This window comes from Idiomarina sp. UBA3176 (assembly GCF_002364295.1).
Lineage (GTDB): Bacteria > Pseudomonadota > Gammaproteobacteria > Enterobacterales > Alteromonadaceae > Idiomarina > Idiomarina loihiensis.
In genome coordinates, this window is record NZ_DEXU01000021.1 from 38,591 (window position 1) to 61,978 (window position 23,388).

Below are 23,388 nucleotides of genomic sequence, written 5' to 3' on the forward strand. Positions count from 1 at the left end.
TAGATTGCTGGTCACCACATGCCATTGTGCGCTGTAATAATTCTCGTGTTCCGCAATTTCGCATGAAGGAGGATTAGATATGCTGAGCGAAAACAAAAACACCCGACTACCAGGCAAAGTACTGCGGCTACAGGAGGTGCTTGATTTATTGTCGATTTCGAAATCGTATCACTTTGCGAAGTTGGATAAAAACTCGAAGAGCTACGACCCCACCTACCCTAAGCCTATTAGCGTTGGTGAGCGGTCCGTTCGCTACATAGAGCAGGAAGTAGTTGACTGGGTAAATGCACGTATGGAGGAACGAAATGCAAGCTGAAAATTTTACTATTGAACAACCCGAGTGGCCAGATCTGAGTAAAGGTTTGCCTAATTGCCCATTAATTAACGAAGCTGTTGAATACTTACATAAGACCGTTCAAGCCCCGCGTGAAATGTGCCTTGTAACTGTACTTGCCGCAATATCGGTTGCGCAACAGGGCTTAATCGATGTGGAGCAAATTTACGGTGGCTCCAGCCCATCTCCTATATGGATATGGATAACTGCTATGTCGGGAGAAAGAAAAAGCGCATTAATGAAGCTCGCGTTTAAAGTTTTGTATGAGTATCAACGCAAACACAGGAAGAAGTTCGAGGAGGAATTGAAACACTACGAGAAGCTCTGTGAAATTCATGACGATAAAAAGAGGCACTTAAGAAAAGAACATAGAAAAGCTTTGGAATCAGGGGATGAAGAAATCATAGAAATAGCGGAGCTATACTTGCTCGATCTGGAGGAAGAAAAACCAGACAGACCGATAAGCCGAGATCTAATTTTCGAGGATATCATGCCAGAAGCATTGCAATATGAACTTAAACAGGGCACAGGGAATGCTGCACTTATATCTAGTGAGGGAGGAACTATCTTAGGCGGTCCAGTCGTTCGAAACCTTGCTTTTTTAAATAGTACGTGGTCTGGCGATTCGTATACCGTGCACCGAAAGTCATCAGACAGTTATGTGCTTGAGAACGTGAGACTGACGCTTGCAATTGCAGCACAACCAGTTGCCCTAGATAACTTCATGAGCAAAAAGGGAGATGAAGCTAAAGGCATAGGTTTCTTTTCCAGGTGTTTATTCTGTAACCCGCAAAGTGAGCAAGGCTACAGAACGATCCCCCCTAACATTTCTTACTTTAAAGAGGGCGGCAGACGATTCAACAATAGGCTGAATGAAGTCTTGACTGAATACGATGAGCATTTGCTTTTGGGTGATAACAACCGCTATTTGGTTGAATATGATGAAGACTGTAAGCCCTATGCTTGGGAGATGTGCATGAGAATAGAGAACGAGTTAAAGCCGGGGGGAAAATATGAACATGCCTCAGAACATGCGAGCAAGTTATTCGAGAATATAAGCCGTACTGCCGGTGCCATAACTTACTTTGAGAAAGGTAAGGGAGCAAAAATATCACGCCGCATGCTTAATGACGCGGCTAAAATCTGCTTTCACTTCTCTGACCACTATTTGAAGTATTTTCAAGTTCAGCCTGACTACATTCAGGACGCAGCTGCTCTCTATGAATACCTTTTAGCACAACAACAATATGGTGAGCGTTACGTTGCTAAAACACCTCTTAGAAAGAGCGGTCCATATCGTTTGCGCAACATGGTGCGGCTAAATCGAGCTCTCGAGATTTTAGCAAACGAAGGCCACATTGCTGTTTGGAGAATAGTGAGAACTGGATTTACTTATATTGATCTAACCCCGAACGTACACGACGAACTACCGCGATGGGAAGCTTTTTGTCAAAAACATAAGGTTTCAATGGAGAACTGGTACGCACCTACTACGGGAGGAAAAATTAAAGAGCTGCCAGCTTACAAATCTCACTGGTACTAAGCTAAAAATCTTTAAGAGAAGAACGACCAGACACCATAAAATAGAGCACTTTTCAGCGCTGACCCATTAAAAAAACCGATACGGCTGATACGGATATCAGGTGTATCAGGATTTTCGACCATTTCGTTTTGAAAACGGCTCGAAAAAGGCTCTAGCTGCGAGGAACTGATCAGCCTCGTAGCATTGCCAAACCGGCAATCTTTTTGCCAGCCAAATACTAACTTCCGAACACTGAGAGTTAGTAAAAATCGTCGAGCACGCTGTCACTTGAGATCAAAAAGTGACGTGGATGCCGACACTCGTTTTCTCGGTAATAGTAATACTTATTACTAACACTGTTTATATCATTCATTGGTACGTCTAGTAACCAATGCTAAGCCAATGATAGGTAAGCCTCAAAGCTTACCGTCTGACTCATGGTTAAAAATTACAGGATCAGATCATCTATGAGTGGTCAATGATCAAGGAGCTAAATATGAATTTACCAACACGCAACCCTATGAACCATAATCATACGCTCTACTACGATAAGTCGTACAGAGGCTTCCCATTATGGCCTCAACATGCGCCATATATTGAGGAGAATTTAAGTCGCCTCTATAACACTATGGAGCGAGCGCTCGAAGAGCATAAAAGAACGTTAGCAGTGCGATTTGACTTGAAGGTGCCAGTAGCGGGGATTCCTTTACATCCTGTTCCTCCAATGGAGCGTTTATTCAAGGCTGTTAATAGAAAGGTTAAAGCTAAATATGAAAAAGAGCTGAAACTTAAGCCTTATGTACACCAATGCACTGTTCGCTATGCCCAAAAAACCGAGCAACGCGTGGAATCCCCCTACGAGCATTACCACGTTGTTCTTTTCGTAAATAACGATGTATTCAGACAAGTTGGACACATGGGTCCAGACGATGACTCAGAACTTACCAAGATCATCCGGAGTTCTTGGTTCAGTATCGCCAACGTTAGTGAAAATACGACTGAGTGTCTTATACATGGTTCTACACCTTCATTCCGTCGCCTGAAAGGTCCATTTAACTCTACTAACCAAGATATGAGAGATGCCTTTCGTCACTACAGCTATCTGTGTAAGGAAGATTCAACACTATACCGGCGAGGACGCCCTGCGTTCACAACCAGTCGGAAGTAAAGACAAAAAATAAAGCGCCAGCATAAGGCACCAAGCAACGTAGGGGAGGTTATACTTGGCCTCCCTCCGTTCTTAACGACAATACATCTGCCCCCTTCCGCACGGGTAACTGCAGTGGTAAAGCACCGGGACGTCTATTTGTTTTAATACGTCCCTAATGCGCTTCGTCACAAGGTTGTGCTCGCGAACCTTGTGTCGCTCTGTTTTTCTCTTCAATTTATATACGGAGCAGTCGAGGGAGTACTTAGTGGTTGAGCACTTTAAACATTTGGTTTAGTTTAAATAGTTCCTAACTGGGAGCTTCTTAATGCGTTTTTATTCTGACGGCCCTAATATTCCAGATAGCCTTTTAACTAAGAGGGATAGGGGTCGAGTTGTCTTTCTTTGTGGTGCTGGTGTTTCTATTAATTCCGGCATGCCCTCGTTCTTTGAACTTACAAAACATGTAGTCGACTTTTTTGATCCGCCCAAAAACTCTAATGTTTACATAGATTTTATTAAACTATTGAGCGACAATTACGGTGGCCGGTCTAGCGGCAATTATCTTGGCCGGTTGATCTGATAAGGTTCGGCACAGCAGAACGGAGGGAGTTCACTGTGCCGGGAACACGAATCACGGATCAACAGGTCATGATCTATATGAAACACAGAACACGAAATAGCCAAGTTGTCGCTGCTGCTAAGGCAGGCATTTCAGAGCGATCAGCCCGGCGCCTTGATAAAGCCAATCAACAAACGAACGACGGTAAGCGCCAGTGGCGCACCCGCAAAGATCCACTTGAAGCGGTATGGGATAGCGTTGTTGTTCCCATACTCAAGCAGGATAATGACATTACGCCAGTGGGCGTTTTTGATCACCTTTGCGAATATCACACTGATAAATTCAGTCCCGGCTCGCGTCGTACACTTGAGCGCCGCATCCGTAAATGGCGATCGTTACACGGGCCAGCTAAAGACGTTGTGTTTATACAAACGCATGAATATGGTGCGCTCGGTATTACCGATTTTACTCATGTGAAATCGCCGGTCACCATTGCCGGTGAGCCATTAAAGCACATGCTGTTTCATTACCGGATGCCGGCCAGCGGCTGGGCGTTTGTGCAGGTCATCTACGGTGGTGAAAGCTTTGCGGCTTTCTCTGACGGATTACAAAATGCGCTACACGCCGCCGGGGGAGTGCCTCGGGAAGTCCGTACCGACAGCCTGAGTGCCGCTTATAAAAACCACTCATCGGCTGATGACTTAACCGAGCGCTTCAACGACCTTGTGAAGCATTACGGTTTTAAAGCAACACGCAATAATCCGGGTGTTGCTCATGAGAACGGTGCTATCGAAAGTCCGCACGGGCACACCAAGTCCCAAGTCGAGCAAGCACTAAAAATCCGCGGTAGTTACGACTTCGACAGCCGCAATGCGTATGAATCCTTTGTCGCCAGTGTGGTAGCACGGCGTAATCGTCGCGTCAGCGACAAATACCAACTCGAGCAGCGGCAATTACAGCCGCTGCCCCGGGCAATGAGCGTCAATTACACCGAGCATTATGTCACGGTGTCGCGGACAAGCACGATTTGCCTCAAGCGCGTCACCTACACGGTGCCATCAAGGCTTATTGACAGTCGATTGCTGGTACGGCTTTATGATGACCGGTTAGCCCTATTTTACGGCACCGACTTCGTGATGGAGCTTGAGCGAGTCTATGCCGACAAAGGTGGTCGCGCCCGCAGCGTCAATTACCGGCATGTTATTGATGCACTGGTTAAGAAACCGCGTGCGTTCCGCCACTCACAGTTGCGCGATGACCTATTACCGGACGACAATTACAAGACCATCTGGGAGTATGTCGACGACACGCTAACGGCCGATAAAGCCGCTATTACATGGTAAAACTGCTTCATTTAGCCAAACAAAGCGGTTGTGAGCGTCAATTAGGACGATTTATTGCTGCGTCAATTACCCAGCGACAATTACCGGCCATCCGGGAATGCGAAGAGCGCTTTTTAGTTATCGAGCCGAAAGCACCATCACTTACCATCAAGCAACACAGCTTAAGCTCTTATGCCAGCATGATACCGGGAGGCCTGCATGGATAACGCAACGGCTTCACTATCACTCATGCTCAAGCAGTTAAAGCTCGCCACCATGGTTAAAGAATGGGACGCGCTGGGCAATAAAGCCATCAAAGAACAGTGGAGCCCTCAGCAGTACTTATCGGAGCTCTGTCATATCGAGCTGGCAAACCGCGAAGATAAACGCTTACAGCGGTTGCTGAAAGACGCCAAGTTGCCGGCTGGAAAAAACCTTGGCAACTTCGACTTTAATCTGGTCGACGGTATCTCAAAACACCAAATCATCGATCTGGTTAACCAACCCGGTTGGTTAAAACTCGGCTCTAACGTCTTACTGTTCGGAGCCAGCGGACTGGGTAAAACCCATATCGCCAGTGGCATCGGTTACGGGCTTATCGAGCAGGGGTATAAGGTTAAGTTCATCGCGGCGTCAGCCATCGTGCAACAGCTACAACAAGCGAAACAGCATCTTCGATTGCAGGATGAGCTACTGAAACTGGATAAATACAATCTGCTTATCGTGGACGACGTAGGTTACGTTCGCAAAACCGAGCAGGAGACCAGTGTGCTGTTCGAGCTAATCGCGCATCGATACGAAAGGCATAGCATGATCATCACATCAAATAAGTCGTTCGAGCAATGGGATGAACTGTTCGACGACTCAACGATGACCATAGCCGCCATCGATCGGCTGGTGCATCATGCGACAATCCTTCATTGTGAAGGTGAAAGTTACCGTCGCAAAGTGGCAATGAGCAACGGTAGTTAAAAATCGGTATCAACCGGCCAGGATAATTGCCGGAAAACCGGCCAAGGTAATTGACGCTACATAGGACTCCCAATGAAACTCGCCTGATTATGAAATCTGCTTGTAAACATTAAAGTAGTTTTTATAATAGAAAAACCACTTACCCATCATCCACGCGTGGCGACATGCAGACCCCTGGATATGGGCGGGAAAACCGGTTTTAGGTCGGTTTTTTCATTTCAGGGATGACAAAACCAGCGCGAGCGGTAGGGTGACTAGCATGGTCTCTGTTTACTAAGCTTCAATCGTTGGTTTAGACAGCGATCTCGGTGAAAAAAACTTGTAAATACGCTGTTAACTGGTTATCCAAGCATAACCGTTACTATAAATAATTGAGAGGGGAGCGTATGAAAGCTATACGAATTAAAACGACAGAGGGTGACGCTCTTAAGTTCAGGGGGGAAGTGATTGCGAAAACTGGTGATGTGGTTTCGGTTAAGTTTTACGATACGGCGACAGTACCGGACACAGATCTCTTTCATTCCGCAACAATATACAAAACTGATGATAACAAGTTTGTTGTTGAAAAACGTTTTTTCACAAATTATCGGGATTGGGAACCGGAGTGTAAAGCTACCTTTTGTGAGTCGCAAGACGAAGCTTTGAATTGGTTACGAGCTAATGACGATGAGCAAAGACTGACTGAAATATTGAAGTATGAATAACTTACGTTGAGTCATTTTGTGTGTCCGAACCTACGCTCAGTCCTGAATAGTCATTTTTTATAAATAGGAAATAGAAGTCCAATCATCAGCTTGGATTGCTTTGGTTTTGTATTTACTCTTGAAAACAAGGGTTTTCAAGAGTAAATGTGCGTAGAGTCGGACGTTGATCTCCGTCCGAGCCACCTCGTGAAAGAGTGTCATCATTATAAAGCGTTATAACCAGATTATACATCTCAATGCCCATGGAGCTCGTAGGCAATAAGCGATCGTTCACGCGAGTCCACATGGCTATTTTTTGTCTGGTATGGTAAGATTTATAGTGTTAGGAGGGTACAATCCATGACAAATGCTATTTTAAAGACGAGCAAAACTCGTAAGGCTCGGTTCACGCCGAATATGAAAAACTTCGAGACAAGCCTAAGCTACGAAGGGTTGAAACTTAAAGAAGCGAATAGGCATCTGACTGTTGCTGAATTAAAGCAAAAGTATGCGAGATAAGTACGGGGTAGCTCAAGACAGATATTGTTACCCCAACTCAGATGTTCTCAAGAACCTTCTTGATATTCGAGAGCCAAGCGAGCTAGAAGAAGCTGAAGCCTCATTCAGTGCCGCTCGCGCCAAGGATTATATTGCGCCACACCTAACACTCTCCGATTTCACGTTACCTCACCTTAAGCAGCTACACCATCACCTATTTCAAGACGTTTACGAATGGGCGGGCGAATTGAGAGATGTTGATATTTCAAAAGGTACGACGCGATTCTGCACATGGCCACGTATTGAACCAGAGTCGAACAAACTACTTGAAAAAGTTCCTTCACTCGAACACTTGCAAACAGAAAAAGAGTTAATAATTGGTGTTGCTGACTTATTCTGTGAGATTAATTTGCTTCATCCTTTTAGAGAAGGAAATGGTCGAGTCCAGCGGCTCTTTTTTGAGGAAATGCTATTCGTATTGGGCTACGACCTGTCTTGGCCTAATATATCGCAGGACCACTGGATAGATGCAAATGTTGCGGGCGTTAATTGTGATCTGTCTCTGCTTGAAGCAATTTTCTCTCAAGCAATTTCAAATATAGACTGATGAACTCACTAGTGATTATTACAAGGGGTAGTAAAGTGCGCATTTCGGGGTCATCCGGGCAGTGATTTCGGCCTAAGCCGGACAAGCATTTCGGTATCATCCGCACATTGATTTCGGCGTCGGCCCGGACATCAAAAACAGGCTGACCAATGGTCCGCTGAAGACAAGTTAGCCATCGTTATCGAAACCGCCGGCTTATCTGAAGCTGAGCTGTCGGCGTATTGTCGTGAAAAAGGCTTATTTACCGAGCAGGTCAAACAGTGGCGTACGGATTGCCTGCAGGGCTTTGGTCGCACTGCTGACAGTGATCGGCAGGTCAAGCAGGAGCGCAAAAAAACGACCAAAGAAATTAAAAAGCTTAAGGCCGAGGTTCGTCGCAAAGACTAAAGCGTTAGCTGAAACGAGCGCCCTGTTGGTGCTGTCAAAAAAGCTCGAGGCCTTATACGGAGACGAACCGGACAACGAGGACGACTAACGCCGCAAAGCGAGCGTATAAGGCTACCGGGGTTTTAAAGAGTTAAAAGTGTCTAGTAAAGTCTGGGAAATCCAAAGAGAGCATCGTTCCGCTTATCTACAAATCGGTCCTTCGGAGCCACCAAATCACACAATTGAAAAACAATCTGCACATTGACACTTTCAATTAGACGGGCATTTGCTTTCAAATGGACGCAGGTTGGATTGCAATTGGAGAAAATTTTAGCGAAGGATTCATTAGATGGCCGATAACTTATTTCCACGAAATACAAAGCAAAATCTAATCGAAGCCATTGACGATACGCCGATCGTATTAATACATGGGTCGCGGCAGTGCGGTGAGTAGTCACAGTGACAAAATTGACCCGCCAAGAATTGTTCGGGTAGACCGAAAGCGGTGATCGGATTAAACCGAAATCATCTTAGCGACAATTATCTTGGCCGGACCGGCCACCGTAATTGCTGCTAAATACATCACCAGAGTTGTGTTAAATCTAAATAACAACAAAATGATTGTTTTTTGTTTCTATACAGCGTATAAGTTGTATTAAATAATGAAAACAATTTTTGGATTGTGTTATGAAGACATTAAATGAACTGAGCGAACGATTAGTTAGAGAGCGCAAGAAAAGAAAGTTGTCACAAAAAGACATGCGCATGCTTATAGGAATGTCGCAGCAACAGTATCAACGGGTGGAGTCTGGGCAGGATTTAAAAGTCTCAACGCTATTGCGCATTCTTGCTGGCTTAGATTTGCAACTAGCGGTTGTAGATCCGTCAGATATTGATGGCAAAAGTACAACTCCAGCAAACTCAGAGACAGAGAGTATTTGGGCTAGCAGACACAAACATCTTGAGGACTAGGTAAGATGAAGACGAAACGCATAGAGTGCGTCGAAGGCCTCAGTCTCAGTATTAATAACCAGGAGATTGGTGTCATATCTCATTATTCGGGCGGTAAGAACATTTTAGTCTTTTCGCCTGATTATTTGGCGTTGCCTGCAAAGAAACGCAACACATTTACGATGTCCCAATTGGTGAATGAACAGGCTCTTGGTAAACCAGTTATCAGTTCGCAACGTTTGCCGCCGGTATTATCCAATCTTCTGCCCGAAGGGGCATTAAGACACTGGATGGCACAGTCGCTTAAAGTGCATGAGGACAATGAATTCCCGCTAATGGCGCATATGGGCCGGAGTTTGCCGGGAGGTCTTATTGCATCTCCGATAATTGCAGGTCAGCTCCCAGTTTGGGCGCTTGATCATCGTGAACAAGTTGAAGCTATACAAATTGATGTCGCCACCCAACAAAACAAGTTTTCCCTTGCCGGCGTACAAATGAAATTCTCTTCAGTTCGCAACAAAGATGGCAGATTCAATATCGGCACTGATGCTAATGATGACAGCTGGATCATTAAAACACCATCCACTGTGCATCAGTTTGTGCCTTTTAATGAGTTCTCGGCTATGCGTCTTGCAGAGGCTGCAGGCGTTGATATTCCAGAGATAAAATTGGTTGAATTATCTAATCTGGATAATCTACCGAATATTCAATTGCCGAACGAACAATACGCATACGCAATCAAGCGATTTGATAGGGACAATGGGAAACGAGTGCACACTGAAGATTTCGCTCAAATATTCCAAGTATACTCCTATGCAAAATATGAAAAGTACAACTATGAACAGATTGCGGATGCGCTCTATTCCTACAGCCATCAAGCCTTAAAAGACGTCCAGCAACTGGCTAGGCGCATACTTGTGAATATATTACTTGCCAATGGTGATGCACACCTTAAGAACTGGTCGGTGATATATTCCAACCCTCAGCGGCCCATGTTATCTCCTGCCTATGATATAGTTTCAACAATACCTTACGTCAAAGGCGAGAAGGAATTCGCGTTAAATATGGCCAAAAACAAAAATTGGTATGACGTGAGCATGGCATCGTTCGAAATTTGGGCTAATCGTGTTGGTTTTCCGTGGCAGGCCGTCAAAGTACACATAACGGATACATTAGATAAAGCTCGGTCTATTTGGCCTAAATTATTAACCGAATTGCCGATGCATCGAGAGCACAAGCAAGTGCTAAGACATCATTGGTCGAAACTGCATGAAGATTTTAGGCTGTGAATCGGCATTTCTCTCTCTTGCGTAGCTGGTTAGTTCATCTGGTGCCTAACGCAAAGTCAGCTCTAATGCGCGACCGCGCTCACGAATACGATCTGTTATGATTTCGTACATATCGTCGGGTAGTGGCGTTCGAAAACCACTGTCGAGCACCTTGAATAGCTTGCCGATGAGTTGCTTTAGTTGTTTTTCCACCAAAGCTTTCGGCAAGCCTACGTTCACCCCAAGCTGCACGAAGTCACTTTGGGTATAAAAACCAAACTGCTCGTAAGCGTCACTGAAATAGCCGTCGTCTCCCTCTTCTGTTGCGAGAACACCAATCGACGTGAAGCAGGCGTGGTCAAATACGGGATAGGGCGCTAAGCTAAGGACGTCGTAAATGGGGGCTAACATATCCATCGTCGAGTCTTTCCCAGACGGCTTACGCATTAAGGAAAAATTCTTCAAGTGTAAATCGTTGTTCGCAACAAGATATGAAAAAACGACGTGTAAGAATAGGTTGAGCGTCACTGCTTTACTGTTTCCTGCGGCCTCGCTGAGTCTTTTTAAAACGGTTTCATAACTTAATGCGTCGCTGTCCTTATGTTTTGGGTGGACCGAACATAATGACGCGCCGTCTTCGACAAAGTATCGCTCATGCTTGCTGAGAATGTCGAAACGCTTGGTCACATAAGCGAATTCTCCGTCTTCAAAGGGGACAAGGCCACATTCAGCGGTTTTGAATCCAACCTTGTTGGCTAAGCTCATAACAAAAAACTCATTCTCGGGGCAATGCGGTACACCTTCCGGTGCAGGCTTTACAATGTATTGTCCGCCGCGAGTCGTTGGCACGAGTTGATTACTTTCCAACTTCATCATCAGTTTGCGCTGCACACCCGATATGGAATGGCCGTTTGCATGGTCAACAGCATAGTCATTGAATGAGCGTGATGTGCCAACAATGCTGACGCCTTTGTCTTTCAAAATACTGGGCTTAGGAATTGGTATTTGAACAGAGCGCTGGCCTGGTAAATCGTCAACTTCATCGGCTACTACAGAAATAGCGCCAATCAGCTCTTCGCCGTTGGCGCACAACAAACCAAACTCATCGCTTTTATCAAGTCGCGCCTTCTGCGCTTGGTGGGTTCTTAACCATCCTTCTGAGAGCAAATTGGTAAAGAAGGGCGGTAAAGCATCAAACTCATACTGGGTCTTTGTAAGCGGAAGATGATGACCAATTGGCGAGCCGTTTTCTAGGTAGTCTGCTGCATACGCAAATTTATATGACTCACGAGCAGATAAATCCTGCGACGCGCGATATTCGGTGAGTATGCCCGCCTTCACACCATTGACGAATACGGTCGCGATACGATTAACGTGCATCGGTGCGTCCAACATACAGTGTATAGTTACCAAACACAGCGATAATGGACTCAATCGTTGAGCATTTCGCTGAGGCTGGCGAAGTAAATGCAGCATAGAGTGTTGTCTTGCTGATCATCGCTAGGTCGCAAAAGGTGTCGATGGTAATATCGTTTTCTTTCACGTATTGAGTCACACGCTCCTTTAGCTCTGCGAGCGGAAAGACGTCTTTTTCGTCAAGCTCTTTTGCTTCTAGTCGCTCGATCTCACGCAGAAGCGCATGAACTTGCTGCTTTAACTCTGTGATGTGACTTTTCATGTGTTTCACCAATGATAGTTCTTTTTAGTGAACTTTTTAATATCTGAATGATAATTTGTTTAATTTAGCATACTTTTATAAAATTAATAACGCTTTAGTGAACTTTTATTGCAAAATATACTAATTAAGTTTTCTATAGTGAACTATTGAGTGACAATTATGGTGGCATACTCAACATTAATGTCCATTGACAATCGAGCCGCTTTCTAAAACTCGAATATTCGGAACTAACCCATATCAAATGGATTTTTTGATGTCCCACCATTGAGTAACTCAGATGCGATGGCATTTACCTCACCCTGAACGTATGGCCAGTAGTCTGGGTTATCTAACGTTCTCTCTTTAATCTGTTTAGGGATAAAACGGCTTATTTCCATACTAAAGTCATCGTGTATCCCCTCTTCCGATATTAGCTTGTCTAACGCAGTAGACAGCGCCTGTCGAAAGTCATCTGGTTGCTTATGTCTCGCGGAGAGTTTTTTCTCAACCAATACCTTGGATAAATCAATCCCACGTTGTTTAATCCAAACAATATCCCAGATATCACGAGGTTTAATACGTCTTGACCGATACGCTAACGCAATTAGCTTATCGGCCAGTGTTTCTTTTAATGACTGTACAGGAACCAGGATCCCTTCAGTCGGCACAACAATATCGTAATGATTGATTAGCGGACGCTTTTCGATATCGAATGAAGGTATTGAACAGACGTCAATATGCATTTTTTGTCTTGGTAAATCAGGACGATTAGGCTCTTTAACGATACTAATCTTCCACGAAACGGTATCCCCTTGCTGCTCGCCAGCGGGCTTGTTTACCCAAACTTCAGTTTCATACTTATTTTGAATATAAGTCTGTATCTCGGATCCCAACCCCTCAAACTCAGATGGTTTGAAGTCATGACCGCCATTGAAATCAAGATCTTCTGACAACCTACTGCTGTTGTGACACATGCGTAATGAGGTGCCGCCAATAAAGGTTAATCGCTGCATAACACCTTGCTTGATCAGCACATCCATAATGTCATGATGCAAGATCTCTTTTTCTATCGCGGGCGTGATTGCCGCATAGTCAGGATTTGACTGTACGATTTGGCGGATTTGTTGCTTCAGCATACTCTATCTCCTACACACTCCCACATACTTAGCTCTCCAGCATATGCAGATTACGGCGGCAGTGCTTAAGATCTGCGAGCGCTTGTTCTTTGTATGCGCGGTACATTTTAATTTCGGGGTCATAGTACAATTGAGGGGCGATTTGCTCGACTGGCTTCTTAGTGTGGGTAAATTCGATCACACCATAAGGCGTGTCAAAACAACCACTTCGACCTTTAGTAACAACGGTGACTCTACCCATCACAACTTGCGAAATATCGCCGGTGTAACTAAGCTGACTTTCTAGGCTGATGTAATTCAATACGCCACTACGCAACTTTTTAATGATCTTATAAATGGCTGTTTCTGGCTCTGGCGGTGTGATCTTACTTTCATAAAAGCCTCTTACGACGCGTCTTAGCAAGCCCTTCTTTACGCTATCAGCGAGGAACTTTCTAAAAGCCGGGTCACAAGGCACGCCCAACATAAAAGCAAGCTCATTTGCACTGTGAACGCCACCGCCGGCACTAACCGCTTTAGCCAATGCGTTTAATAGCTTATCAGACTTAGTCATAGGTCTACACTAAATAACCAATTAGGTAATTCAGTGTAGACCATTGATTAGATTACGGCAAGCAATAGGTCTACATAAAGTTACTTTTTAAGTAATAATTTGTAGACCTAAAGGTAGGCATACAACCTTTCAATTAATCCAATCTACCTGTATTGAGAGACAATTACCTTGGCCGGTTCGTATTGCCTCATTGAAAAGGACGGAACTGAATCAAACCCAGTTTGATTCACAACAGGCCACATCTTGGGTTAAAATCCTGCCTCTTTTTCGCGTATTAGGTAATCTGCTATGGCCCTCAGTGAATTCGAAATTAAGAAATGTGAGAAAGAACTTGAAGCGTTCATGGCGGTACGAAGACCGCCGATGCACATACGACCAGAGCTTGACCTTGGTTACCGAATTGAAAATCAGAGTATTGAAATTTTCGAAATCAGACCGCAATGGCAAAATCCTTCCGAAACCATGGAACTGCCGGTGGCAAAAACAACCTACGTAAAAACGCAAAATTGCTGGAAAGTTTATTGGCAACGCGCTGATTTGAAATGGCATGCTTATGAGCCAAAGCCTAAAGTGAAGCGACTTAGTGATTTCCTAGAGCTCGTTAAAGAAGATCGGTATGCTTGTTTCTTTGGTTGAGTATCAATCTCCAACCAGCTCCGCAGTTTAAACTTCAACTTATTTAGGTACTAATAGCGCCGAAATATAAAATAATATAAACTAACGGCTAATTTGGTTTATAAATTATAGTAGATTGGCACTATGAGTACCGATTCACCATCTAAATTAAACAAGCTACTCAGAGCCCAGCCCGCCGGGGTTGTGCTTTGCTCTGCCTGGCTTGCTAATAATGGTTACAGCAACGACCTGCAAAAGCGTTATAAGAGCAGCCAGTGGTTTGAATCTGTCGGTACGGGTGCATTAATCCGTTTCGGCGACCAGGTCGATTATCTGGGGGCTGTATATGCACTGCAAACCCAACTGGGTCTATCCGTCCATCCAGGGGGTAAGACTGCATTAGCATTGCAGGGCAAATCACACTACTTAGAGCTCTCTCCAAAACATGCGCAACTGTTTGGCAACCAGGGTGAGCATTTACCGCTTTGGTTTAAGAAACGAGACTGGGGTCTTTCGCTAAAGTGCGCGCTCACCAATTTCCTACCGCCGGAGCTTGGTTTGCTCGAACTATCGCACAAGCAATTTACAGTGAAGGTATCCGACCCTGCACGCGCAATCATGGAATGTTTATACCTCGCACCAAAGTCACAATCATTATCGGAGGTCTTCGAGTTAATGGAGGGGCTGAACAACCTACGACCGGCATCCGTGCAAAAACTGCTTGAGGCCTGCAAATCAATCAAGGTTAAACGCCTATTTCTTTATATGGCTGACAAAGCGAATCACGACTGGGTGCGTTACCTCAATTTAGACAACGTGGACCTGGGCTCCGGTAAGCGTTCGATAGTAGCTGATGGCATTTATGTCGCGAAGTACCAAATAACGGTACCGAAAGCATTGGAAGCTATGGCATGAATGAAGCTTATAGAAGGCAGGTGAAGCTGCTTCTGGATGTATTGCCGGAGGTTGCTAAGGAGGAGTGCTTTGCGATGCATGGCGGTACGGCTATCAATTTGTTTCTGCAGGACATGCCAAGATTGTCCGTAGACATCGACTTAACTTACGTCGAAATAGCTGATCGGCTTGAAACGCTGGATGCCATCAATGCCGCACTTTTGCGCACAAAAGAGCGCATTGAAAAACTAAGTGCGTCCATACGCATTCAGAATAAACCGAAGGTTTGTAAACTTCAGATCAGTCAGCAAGGTGTGCAAATTAAGGTTGAAGTGAATATGGTTGGCCGTGGCTTACTAGGGCCTGCAACCAAAACGGCACTGTGCTCATCTGCGCAAGAGCAATACGACGTATTCTGTGCCATGCCGATAGTCCCCCTTGGTCAGCTTTATGGCGGTAAACTCTGTGCCGCTCTTGACCGGCAGCACCCAAGAGACCTTTTCGATACGAAACTGTTATTGGAAAATATTGGCTTTACTGAGGAAATAAAACGTGGCTTTATTTTCGCTCTCATCAGCAGCGACCGACCCACCCATGAAATGCTCGGACCCAACTTACTTGACCAGCAAGCAGCCTTTGAAAACCAGTTCGAGGGGATGAGTGATCTTGCTTTCAATTATGCCGACTATGAAGTCACCAGAGACATGCTCATAGATACGATAAGGAAAAATTTGAACGAGCCGGATAAGCAGTTTTTGTTAAGCTTTAATGGACTACAGCCTGACTGGTCTGTATACGACTATCAGCACTTTCCATCCGTTAAGTGGAAGCTGTTCAACTTGGCGAAATTCAAAGAAGACAATCCAGAGAACTATCAATGGCAACTTCATCGACTTGAAGAGTTATTGGCAAGCTGATTTATCGCTCTGGCGAAAGGTTTTGTCTGCCATCTCCCAAAAACGTGTCACTCTTATATAGGCTGCGTATCCCCACTCACGTTCCGTTGATGCTCTATAATGGCGTCTATCATTGACACCGCGCCTTTACTTAAGACGTACTTTGTCGAACTCACCTGAAAGATAAACCCACACCGTTTTAGCGTGCTGATAACGTTAGACTTATCCTTGAACTTTAATGCGCGTAATACTTGTTGCAGATCCTCGTCACTATCAAGCATATCAATGTCAGCTACCGTTAACCCCTGAGCCGGTTCGCCGAGCAGGTGGAGAGGCTGCCCACGTTGTGTTGCTATACGCGCAAACAATGTTAATACCGCCATAATTTTTAAGGCGGCCTCATTAAATTCGTCGTCTTCTTCGTCTTTAATTTTTGATTTAATGTGGAAAAACTCGCCTTCACCATCATGCGCGAGGACATACCCCAATTGCCAATACAGTGCTTCATAGTGACTATGATTGGTTACCAACTCTTGATACATGGAAGATTCTTTAAAATCGGCAACGGACTGCACGTATTCGTGTTTGTTAATGATCCCGCCTTCAGCGAACATTTGATAAATAGCGCGTGAAAGATTAGGTGATGTTTGTGAGAATGTATTATTGATTTCCATCAGAACCCTCTGAATGTTGTCCGGTGGCGGTAATGTGACGAACGCAGTAACCCATTTCAGTAACAACCCCGGTATCAGGATCTTCTTCACGGATCTGCTTGAATGCCGGAAGTGCTTTAATCGTATACTGTTTGGAGGTGACCAGTGTGCTGCTTATTTCCAGTAAATCAGGTACTTTGAATCCCTCAAACGTGTTTTTGAGCTGTTCATAAGCATGTGCGATAAAATCAACATTCTCCGGCCATGAATGCGATGTAACCCAGCGATTCAGACGAATTGAGTGCCGGATGGCAACAGCGCTGTCTTTTTGAATAACGTCCTCAAACACCAATTTATCGTCGATACTATGGGCGTTTTGTAGGGTCCGGCGTGCCAGCTCATTAAACACGTTACTTAAAAAGGCCGGTTTCTTATCAATCTGTATAGGGGCAGGGCGTTTGATTTTGCCCAGTGTTCGCTCCGGCGCTAAATCCTGCAGATCCGACAACTTGATATTTTTGAGTCGGCGATCAGCACTTAATGTCTTATTATAAGCTTGCTTGATGATGACATAGGCGGACTCAATGGCGTTGTGCTGTGCAATCGCTTCTTTGGTCTTTCTCAGATAAATACTGATATTGTCGGCGACCGCTTTTATTGGCTCGAATAAATCCAGGTATTGCAGATAGTAGTTCGTCATAAGCGCCTGGTACTCCAGGTCGCCATTGCGGACAAAGACATTTTTTAACGCATCAATGGTCAGCAAAATACCATCACCTTTTTCGTAGCGCGTGTCTTTATCCAAAAATGAACTGAGCGGCTGCACTTCGTGACGATAGAGTTTCGAGGCGTGCTCAAATTTAAGCTTCATAGCATCAGGTAGCTCGCGCTCACCTTCTTCTGCGATATCCTCCTGGAATTGTTCGCCAATCTGCTCCAGCTTCGTAATGTTGGCTTTTATTCGCCCGAGTAATCCCGTGATGTGGGCATTCAATGTGTCGGTCCATTCGTCGTATTCTTCAGTTCCCGGGATAAGTGAGAGCTGCTTCTCATTAATATCCGACAATATGGACCATATCGGCGTCATGGCTGACAGTAGTGAGGTTTTGTTCAACGGGCGATATAGGCTGATTTTGCACAGGCGGAATAAATCAATGATAACCGAGTTAAACCATAACTTTGTCACGCCGTCTGTGGCGCGTCGATCATCAAGCACCTTGGCAGACAATAAATTTTTATAGTCAAAAACGGTGGTTACCTCTTTTTGCTTCTCTGCTGACAAACCTTTTTTATATTCAGCTACCAGATAAAAGAATTCCGCCTCAATCACGGCATTGCCCTGACGCTTATCGGACGTTTCAATAGCACGAAACATAAGCTCACGATGATTGAGCATTTTTAATATGGTTTCGATTGTACTGAAGCGTTTTTGTATCAAGTCCGCCATAACTCACACCTCAAGCGATGATTGAGAAGGTGGTGTATCCGGATGCTCGACGTTCAAATATTCTCGAAACCTCGGAATAGCGGTATTACGCCGCTCTTTGCTGTATGGGTGTGTGGTTAGATTGTCGCGGGTGAACACCTGATAGCTCCCAATGGCTTCGAATACGGCACCGCTCTTCCCGTCCACGGTCACGCCGATAAGGTAATGGCCTTTGTTGTTCAATGTGGCGATGAGCTCAGGGATCTGCGTTGTATCAATGCTGCCAATTTCATCCACGATCAGCGGGAAGGCAATATGCGCAGATTGACTGGCCAGCTTATCAAGGAAGATGTCGCAAAAGTGCGTATTAATCAGCATGTGAGTCGATGTTGATTGTTTTTTGCTATCCCACGAGGCGCCCGCTTTGCGCGTTTCATATCGGGTGCCTTGAATGAGGTGATTAAGCCGCAATTTGCCATCATCGTCATTGACGGCTTTACTATCAACGAATTTTTGCAGCATGCTATACCACTCAAACGGTAACGTATTTTCGGTATTGAGCGAGTCGAAATTACGCCAACTATCAACCAGGCTATTGAAAAGGGGCTCTAATTCAACAACAAGCCGGGCTTCTTCAATGTCGTTCATTGAGGCGCCTTCAATATCCCGGTTTATCCGGGAAACGGTGGTTTCAATCTTGTCTTTGGTTTTACTGAGCCGCTCCAGGCGGTTTCTAATATGCTCATTATGACGACGAGTATCCTGCGCCAATACATCGCTGTTGTATGATAGCAGCTCAAACTTTTGGGCCAGCATATTAAATGTATTAACGACGGCATCATCGCCATTGTCACGCTCAAGCAGTTGATAGTCGTCACTTATCAGGCCGTCTTTGATCAACTCGACAAGTTTCTGTTTGATTTCGTATTTGGCTTTTTCAGCGTCTTGCAGTGCATTTATTGTTCGTTGAAAGCTTTCCTCATCACCGACTTTGTCGCCGGCAGGGGCCTCTTCATCGCCTTCTAATACCGCATCGAGGCGCGTTTTCGTAGCCGGGAAGCGACAGATCGCGTTATGATACTGGGATAGCATCATACTCAGCGCTCTAGCCTTATCTTGCGTTGCTGATAACTCACTGCGTAAACGGGTCAGTTCACTATTATCTCGCTCGTAAGCCGTCTCTAGCTCCTGGTGTAATTCAGCATACTCATCCCGGTCTTTGAGCTCTTGTTCATGATCAGCGGTTGCTGAAATGATTCTCTGGCAAGTCGCGGTATAACCCTCGATTTTTTCAATGTCAGATTCGGCGCTTTTAATTTCTCGGGTTAGCACTTCAACCTTGTGCGTGCTATTGACTGCGTTGGTGTTGAGCTCTTTTAATTCCTTGAGCTCTTCTTTTAAATCGAACAGTTCACTCTCAATACCCGTGATATCTTTTTCTGTGATGGGCTGATAGGGCTCACTGAGCAGCGGAATTGACTCATCAAAAAAATCAAGTGATCCGCCGCGCTCTATTAAAAGCTCGCAAAATTGGTTAATTTGCGACAATTCATCGGTGGTTAAATCGCGACCAGGATTCGCTTTTGCAAGATCGCTATTGACTGAATACAGCTTGTTGTAAAGCGGCTCCGGCAGCTGGGCATGCAGGCTTTTTGATTTGTCCCGGATTTTAGCCTCTGCTTTTTTTAGCTCTTGCTCTTTGCCTTTAATGAGCTCCTCAAGTTCTGTAATGCGTCGCTCCCGGGTATTTTGCTCTGTACGGTTCTTATAGTCGCTTTGTTTTTCCTCTAGGTAATCTTCGAGTGAGCCTAGGACGAACGATATACCCTCATCGGGATACGATGCGATGATCTGATCGCATTGGTTTTTTATTGCCGTTTTCTGTTCAATCTCTTTATTTAATCGATTGACTTGTTTCTGACTAACCTGCATATCAGTTAAGGCATTTTGCTTCTGTTGGCTTAGCGTCTTGCATTTTTGTCTCAAGGTTTCAACGCGACGACCAATGGCGTCAGCTTGCTCCTCAAGCGATTGACAATGCACCGTCGTATTTTGATACAGACTTATAAATTGTGAGGTTGCGGCGCTTTTTTGCTGAAGTCTCGAAAACTGCTCCTGAAGCTCGGTGAATTGAGGCTCAAGCGCACGTAATTTTACTAACTGCTCTTTGCGCTGAGTCAGCTCATGCTTTTTGCCGATAATTTCGTTGATATCGATTTCCAGTGTTTCATCAAATGCGTCCTGTGCCTCAACAGCAGTGGCTGTCATTAGCCTAAGAGAGCCCGCATCTTGATTAAACAGCATTTTGACCAGCGCCCTGACGGAGTCGACTGAATTCGCACGGATATTACTAAGTGGAAAGATAGCAAACGGTGTGCTTGCCGGGTTCATGGCATTAAATGAATAGAGCGCTTCTATCAGCTGGTCGCGCTGTGAATACTGCTTAGCATTTTTATTCACTTCACGCAGTCGAGGTACCAGGTCCGAGCCGACCGGACTTGTCGGTCGGGTACCGTTGCCGTCGTCTTTTTGCCAGAACAGATGCTCAATGGCTTCGTAAGGCTCCGGGATAAAGACACGCTGTATTTTGTAATCCCCGCCTCTTGAGATGATTTGGCAGTGACTTTGCGTCCCGCCACCAAGAAGCTGATGCTCCACCTCAAGAATGAGGCGCGAATGCACGGTCGGGAAGTAGTAATTATAGAGTTCGTCCTTGTCGTAGTAACTCTCTTTGTCGTCGCTGTCTGCACCAGAGCGAAAGGCAAACTTATCTTTTGCCTGGTTTACGTTGGTATCCGGTAACAAGAAAAAGCGTACCGCATTGACCAGACTTGATTTACCGACATTACCAAGCCCCATCAGCAAGATATTGTCATTTAATAGCGCTTCAGCATAAGCCATGGATGATGAATCAACAGCAACGATACGCTTGATGATGATCTTGGTAGTGCTCGTATTCACTTGTCTTCTCCTATAAGGACTTCTTGCTCTAAAACGCCCTGACCGGCAATTAATAACTCAACCATCGCGTCAAAGTTGTGGTACCTGGCCTTTTCAATAGCCTTTAAATAATGGGCTTGGTGTTTTGGCTTTTTGCAGTAACGTGCGTAACTGACTAAGTCATCGGGCATCACAAAGTGCAGCTTATGCGCTAGCGTTTGGCTCGCGGTTTCGTATATTTCGATGCCAGCTAAGTCGTAATCCGGGCAGTAATGTATGCGCGGGAATTGAGATAAATAGGTCAGTGCGGCCGGATGTGTGATGGCATTACCACCGGAGAGCAAAATAACCGTGTTGGACGATAAGTCCCCTAAGCCTACGTTTAGTAAAAAGCGTTCATGCTGGGTATAGCACTCACTGTTCTCAATTAATACCAGCGTAGCATCAGCGGGGATGACTGTTCGTCCGGTAGAGGCGCCACTAATGCGACAGGCAATGGCAAAATGATTATCCGGATCACTCAGTAATTTGGCCGTAAAATAGGCTGCAGAGGTACGATGTTGGTGTGAATCCTTTGCGCGCCGGGAGGCATCGACACGCGATGTCGCCGGCGCGAAGCGCTCTAGCCACTGTGCCAGCAGTGCGTTATCAACTGACTCGATCAGATATGTATTTCGGCTCACAAATGAAGGTTTCCCAAGCGTCTCTAAAGAGAGAGCATGTTGATGTAAAAGCTCATCGAGCCGTATCGCGTTGACTGGTTTGTCGGCTTTTATCTGCTGTAGGTACTTATAAATGTTCATTGGCTGGCCTGCTCAAACAGGTAGGGGCGCAGTGCCTCAATATTGGCAACAATTAATGGATGCTGACGCGGATCGCTTTGTATGCCGTGACGACCCAGGCGGTAATATTGCAGGGTGTAATCAACCATGGCGCAGCGCGCTTTAATGACAAAGGGCGCTGTTTGACCATAGTCGTTTAATACCAGCATTTTCTCAGTTTCATTAAGCGACGGATGTGGTGCAATTTCAATGGGCGCGTACTGATGCCACAACGTATCGATAGCTGGGAGAGTGACACCTTTTTCAGTCATAACAATGTCACTGATACGCCCGAGATTGAAATCGGAAAAACGATCGCGTCGGCAGCAGTATGCTCGACAGTGCCAGCGCAACCCATCATGGCTTAATTGCTGTGGCATAATGTCTCGTTTCAGCCCTTGGGGGTGCGTACGGCTTTTATAAAGGATGGTGGCCTTTGCATTGTTACGGATGGTTTTTAATAACATTCGTGTAATAACAGGACTTGGCATCGCAAGCGGTGTAACGGCATTATGGAAGGCATCAGATCCATAAAGCCCCTCAATATAATGAGAGCCAACGGCGAGTATAAACTGAATGTAGTCCGCCCATTGTGGTCGAATGAAGTGCGTTTCAAATGCGTCTGTCGCGACAAACAGCTTCTCCGGATCGCTTGGCATATACACCAATGCATCAGGATAATGTTTGCGATAATTTGTAATCGCTTTGCTTATGACATTAGCCTGCACCCCAAATAACCGTGATAGTCGAGACGCATTAACACCGCCTTCCCAGAAAGCGAGGTATTCGATTGCTTTATATCGCTCGTACATCTTCTCATCGATAGCGGGTTTATTATTTGGCATTGTATTGTATTGTATTGTATGTATTGTTTCCGTGTATACGATAATAGTTCCTACATATAGGTGAGGCAACCTGTGTATACGTACAGTAGTAGCTGTTTCTCTGTTGGGCTCGATCCAGGTTTTAAGGACACAACCATGCGCGGATCCGAATTAGTCTTTAGCAATCAACTACATTGGAACTACACAAAAAAGAGTGCTAACCATGGCGGTATCGAAATCGAAAAATAAATAACGAGCACTTGCAGTATCATTTGATAGCGTTAAACTCTAACTGTCGTTTGATAGAGGTGTTGAGTCATGCACGCACAAGCATTAACGTTTGATCCCGCGCAGTTTCGGGAAAATCACGAAGGGAAAACCGTGGAGAAAGACCAGGTGGCTTTTAACATTGCCGTTCGTATACTGGACTTTTGGGGATTTTCGGACGCAGAGAAAGCCGTTGTATTGGGAGATATTCCTATAGCAACCTTTCGTCGGATGAAAAGTGGCAGAATGCGATCCAAGCTGACAACAGACCGTCGCACGCGTGTTTCATTGATCCTCGGTATTCATGGAGCGTTACGAATTTTATTTTTACAGGACGCGCATAAACAGGAATGGATCAACAATTGCAACCGAGCTTTTGGCGAGAACTCACCGAAAGATGTCATGCTCTCAGGCTCGCTCGTTGGTCTGTATGAGATCCGTCGTTATCTGGACGCCTCAAGGAGCTAATTGACG

The 23,388-nt window shown here is 45.2% G+C and carries 21 protein-coding genes and 2 pseudogenes; 14 read left to right on the forward strand and 9 right to left on the reverse strand.

Features of this window, described 5'->3' with window-relative positions; all coding sequences use genetic code 11:
* Positions 1-79: 79 nt before the first annotated feature.
* From B2U97_RS09170 to B2U97_RS09210, 10 genes and pseudogenes are all read left to right on the forward strand, one after another.
* Entirely contained in the window at positions 80-316 is a 237-nt protein-coding gene (locus tag B2U97_RS09170; RefSeq protein ID WP_286823349.1) for a helix-turn-helix transcriptional regulator, read from the forward strand.
* Complete coding sequence (locus B2U97_RS09175) at positions 306-1,877, forward strand: YfjI family protein (protein ID WP_286823350.1); 1,572 nt, start codon at positions 306-308, stop codon at positions 1,875-1,877. Before B2U97_RS09170 ends, B2U97_RS09175 begins: the two co-directional genes overlap by 11 nt.
* Before the next feature lie 475 nt (positions 1,878-2,352).
* Positions 2,353-3,024, forward strand: coding sequence for a YagK/YfjJ domain-containing protein (locus B2U97_RS09180; protein WP_286823351.1), 672 nt, complete (start codon positions 2,353-2,355; stop codon positions 3,022-3,024).
* 597 nt (positions 3,025-3,621) lie between these two features.
* Positions 3,622-5,114, forward strand: a pseudogene (gene istA / locus B2U97_RS09185) (IS21 family transposase).
* Positions 5,107-5,859: an IS21-like element helper ATPase IstB gene (istB, locus tag B2U97_RS09190; RefSeq protein WP_286830461.1), complete on the forward strand. Its 753-nt coding sequence runs from the start codon at positions 5,107-5,109 to the stop codon at positions 5,857-5,859. Before istA ends, istB begins: the two are co-directional and overlap by 8 nt.
* A gap of 386 nt (positions 5,860-6,245) precedes the next feature.
* Positions 6,246-6,563 carry a hypothetical protein gene (locus B2U97_RS09195; protein ID WP_286830463.1) on the forward strand — a complete coding sequence of 106 codons (318 nt, stop codon included), beginning with the start codon at positions 6,246-6,248 and terminating at the stop codon, positions 6,561-6,563.
* A gap of 487 nt (positions 6,564-7,050) precedes the next feature.
* Positions 7,051-7,647, forward strand: coding sequence for a putative adenosine monophosphate-protein transferase Fic (locus B2U97_RS09200; RefSeq protein ID WP_034818406.1), 597 nt, complete (start codon positions 7,051-7,053; stop codon positions 7,645-7,647).
* A 156-nt stretch (positions 7,648-7,803) separates the two neighbouring features.
* Positions 7,804-8,034, forward strand: a pseudogene (locus tag B2U97_RS14130) (IS3 family transposase); the annotation flags it as partial.
* A gap of 666 nt (positions 8,035-8,700) precedes the next feature.
* A complete protein-coding gene (locus B2U97_RS09205) occupies positions 8,701-8,985 on the forward strand; it encodes a helix-turn-helix domain-containing protein (protein ID WP_286823278.1) in 285 nt (94 codons plus the stop codon).
* 5 nt (positions 8,986-8,990) lie between these two features.
* Complete coding sequence (locus B2U97_RS09210; protein WP_286823279.1) at positions 8,991-10,253, forward strand: type II toxin-antitoxin system HipA family toxin; 1,263 nt, start codon at positions 8,991-8,993, stop codon at positions 10,251-10,253.
* Positions 10,254-10,298: 45 nt separating this feature from the next.
* On the opposite strand, the gene B2U97_RS09215 is transcribed toward B2U97_RS09210, so the two are convergent.
* The 4 genes from B2U97_RS09215 to abiEi all read right to left on the reverse strand — a co-directional run bounded on the left by B2U97_RS09215 (position 10,299) and on the right by abiEi (position 13,578).
* Positions 10,299-11,612: a type II toxin-antitoxin system HipA family toxin gene (locus B2U97_RS09215; RefSeq protein WP_286823280.1), complete on the reverse strand. Its 1,314-nt coding sequence runs from the start codon at positions 11,610-11,612 to the stop codon at positions 10,299-10,301.
* The gene (locus B2U97_RS09220) at positions 11,602-11,910 is read right to left on the reverse strand and encodes a hypothetical protein (protein ID WP_278355759.1); all 309 of its coding nucleotides are present in this window, start codon (positions 11,908-11,910) and stop codon (positions 11,602-11,604) included. The genes B2U97_RS09215 and B2U97_RS09220 overlap by 11 nt, the downstream gene beginning before the upstream one ends.
* Positions 11,911-12,137: 227 nt before the next feature.
* Positions 12,138-13,025, reverse strand: coding sequence for a nucleotidyl transferase AbiEii/AbiGii toxin family protein (locus B2U97_RS09225; protein ID WP_286830466.1), 888 nt, complete (start codon positions 13,023-13,025; stop codon positions 12,138-12,140).
* Positions 13,026-13,053: 28 nt separating this feature from the next.
* Positions 13,054-13,578, reverse strand: a complete 525-nt coding sequence (abiEi, locus tag B2U97_RS09230; RefSeq protein ID WP_286823283.1) for a type IV toxin-antitoxin system AbiEi family antitoxin — start codon at positions 13,576-13,578, stop codon at positions 13,054-13,056.
* A 288-nt stretch (positions 13,579-13,866) separates the two neighbouring features.
* Here abiEi and B2U97_RS09235 point away from each other — a divergent pair, with 288 nt between their 5' ends.
* The 3 genes from B2U97_RS09235 to B2U97_RS09245 all read left to right on the forward strand — a co-directional run bounded on the left by B2U97_RS09235 (position 13,867) and on the right by B2U97_RS09245 (position 16,004).
* On the forward strand, positions 13,867-14,214 hold the full coding sequence (locus B2U97_RS09235) for a DUF3024 domain-containing protein (RefSeq protein WP_286823284.1): 348 nt from the start codon (positions 13,867-13,869) through the stop codon (positions 14,212-14,214).
* A gap of 123 nt (positions 14,215-14,337) precedes the next feature.
* Positions 14,338-15,108 carry a type IV toxin-antitoxin system AbiEi family antitoxin gene (locus B2U97_RS09240; protein WP_286823285.1) on the forward strand — a complete coding sequence of 257 codons (771 nt, stop codon included), beginning with the start codon at positions 14,338-14,340 and terminating at the stop codon, positions 15,106-15,108.
* Complete coding sequence (locus tag B2U97_RS09245; protein WP_286823286.1) at positions 15,105-16,004, forward strand: nucleotidyl transferase AbiEii/AbiGii toxin family protein; 900 nt, start codon at positions 15,105-15,107, stop codon at positions 16,002-16,004. The genes B2U97_RS09240 and B2U97_RS09245 overlap by 4 nt, the downstream gene beginning before the upstream one ends.
* Positions 16,005-16,057: 53 nt before the next feature.
* Here the strand turns inward: B2U97_RS09245 and B2U97_RS09250 are convergent, their stop codons facing one another.
* From B2U97_RS09250 to B2U97_RS09270, 5 genes are all read right to left on the reverse strand, one after another.
* Complete coding sequence (locus tag B2U97_RS09250; protein WP_278355167.1) at positions 16,058-16,657, reverse strand: condensin complex protein MksE; 600 nt, start codon at positions 16,655-16,657, stop codon at positions 16,058-16,060.
* Positions 16,644-18,083 (reverse strand): hypothetical protein, encoded by a 1,440-nt coding sequence (locus B2U97_RS09255; RefSeq protein WP_278355166.1) that lies wholly within the window; start codon positions 18,081-18,083, stop codon positions 16,644-16,646. Before B2U97_RS09255 ends, B2U97_RS09250 begins: the two co-directional genes overlap by 14 nt.
* Positions 18,084-18,086: 3 nt before the next feature.
* Complete coding sequence (locus B2U97_RS09260) at positions 18,087-21,023, reverse strand: hypothetical protein (protein ID WP_286823287.1); 2,937 nt, start codon at positions 21,021-21,023, stop codon at positions 18,087-18,089.
* Positions 21,020-21,685, reverse strand: a complete 666-nt coding sequence (locus tag B2U97_RS09265) for a Wadjet anti-phage system protein JetD domain-containing protein (protein ID WP_286823288.1) — start codon at positions 21,683-21,685, stop codon at positions 21,020-21,022. The genes B2U97_RS09260 and B2U97_RS09265 overlap by 4 nt, the downstream gene beginning before the upstream one ends.
* Positions 21,686-21,801: 116 nt before the next feature.
* Positions 21,802-22,668 (reverse strand): WYL domain-containing protein, encoded by an 867-nt coding sequence (locus B2U97_RS09270; protein WP_286830468.1) that lies wholly within the window; start codon positions 22,666-22,668, stop codon positions 21,802-21,804.
* A 297-nt stretch (positions 22,669-22,965) separates the two neighbouring features.
* On the opposite strand from B2U97_RS09270, the gene B2U97_RS09275 reads away from it, so the two are divergent.
* Positions 22,966-23,382, forward strand: a complete 417-nt coding sequence (locus tag B2U97_RS09275; RefSeq protein ID WP_110013762.1) for an MbcA/ParS/Xre antitoxin family protein — start codon at positions 22,966-22,968, stop codon at positions 23,380-23,382.
* Positions 23,383-23,388 lie beyond the last annotated feature (6 nt).

Bases quoted from the DNA above. Each gene is read 5' to 3' on its own strand.
- B2U97_RS09170 (WP_286823349.1), top strand. From the start codon at position 80: ATGCTGAGCGAAAACAAAAACACCCGACTACCAGGCAAAGTACTGCGG.
- B2U97_RS09175 (WP_286823350.1), top strand. From the start codon at position 306: ATGCAAGCTGAAAATTTTACTATTGAACAACCCGAGTGGCCAGATCTG.
- B2U97_RS09180 (WP_286823351.1), top strand. From the start codon at position 2,353: ATGAATTTACCAACACGCAACCCTATGAACCATAATCATACGCTCTAC.
- istB (WP_286830461.1), top strand. From the start codon at position 5,107: ATGGATAACGCAACGGCTTCACTATCACTCATGCTCAAGCAGTTAAAG.
- B2U97_RS09195 (WP_286830463.1), top strand. From the start codon at position 6,246: ATGAAAGCTATACGAATTAAAACGACAGAGGGTGACGCTCTTAAGTTC.
- B2U97_RS09200 (WP_034818406.1), top strand. From the start codon at position 7,051: ATGCGAGATAAGTACGGGGTAGCTCAAGACAGATATTGTTACCCCAAC.
- B2U97_RS09205 (WP_286823278.1), top strand. From the start codon at position 8,701: ATGAAGACATTAAATGAACTGAGCGAACGATTAGTTAGAGAGCGCAAG.
- B2U97_RS09210 (WP_286823279.1), top strand. From the start codon at position 8,991: ATGAAGACGAAACGCATAGAGTGCGTCGAAGGCCTCAGTCTCAGTATT.
- B2U97_RS09215 (WP_286823280.1), bottom strand. From the start codon at position 11,612: ATGCACGTTAATCGTATCGCGACCGTATTCGTCAATGGTGTGAAGGCG.
- B2U97_RS09220 (WP_278355759.1), bottom strand. From the start codon at position 11,910: ATGAAAAGTCACATCACAGAGTTAAAGCAGCAAGTTCATGCGCTTCTG.
- B2U97_RS09225 (WP_286830466.1), bottom strand. From the start codon at position 13,025: ATGCTGAAGCAACAAATCCGCCAAATCGTACAGTCAAATCCTGACTAT.
- abiEi (WP_286823283.1), bottom strand. From the start codon at position 13,578: ATGACTAAGTCTGATAAGCTATTAAACGCATTGGCTAAAGCGGTTAGT.
- B2U97_RS09235 (WP_286823284.1), top strand. From the start codon at position 13,867: ATGGCCCTCAGTGAATTCGAAATTAAGAAATGTGAGAAAGAACTTGAA.
- B2U97_RS09240 (WP_286823285.1), top strand. From the start codon at position 14,338: ATGAGTACCGATTCACCATCTAAATTAAACAAGCTACTCAGAGCCCAG.
- B2U97_RS09245 (WP_286823286.1), top strand. From the start codon at position 15,105: ATGAATGAAGCTTATAGAAGGCAGGTGAAGCTGCTTCTGGATGTATTG.
- B2U97_RS09250 (WP_278355167.1), bottom strand. From the start codon at position 16,657: ATGGAAATCAATAATACATTCTCACAAACATCACCTAATCTTTCACGC.
- B2U97_RS09255 (WP_278355166.1), bottom strand. From the start codon at position 18,083: ATGGCGGACTTGATACAAAAACGCTTCAGTACAATCGAAACCATATTA.
- B2U97_RS09270 (WP_286830468.1), bottom strand. From the start codon at position 22,668: ATGCCAAATAATAAACCCGCTATCGATGAGAAGATGTACGAGCGATAT.
- B2U97_RS09275 (WP_110013762.1), top strand. From the start codon at position 22,966: ATGCACGCACAAGCATTAACGTTTGATCCCGCGCAGTTTCGGGAAAAT.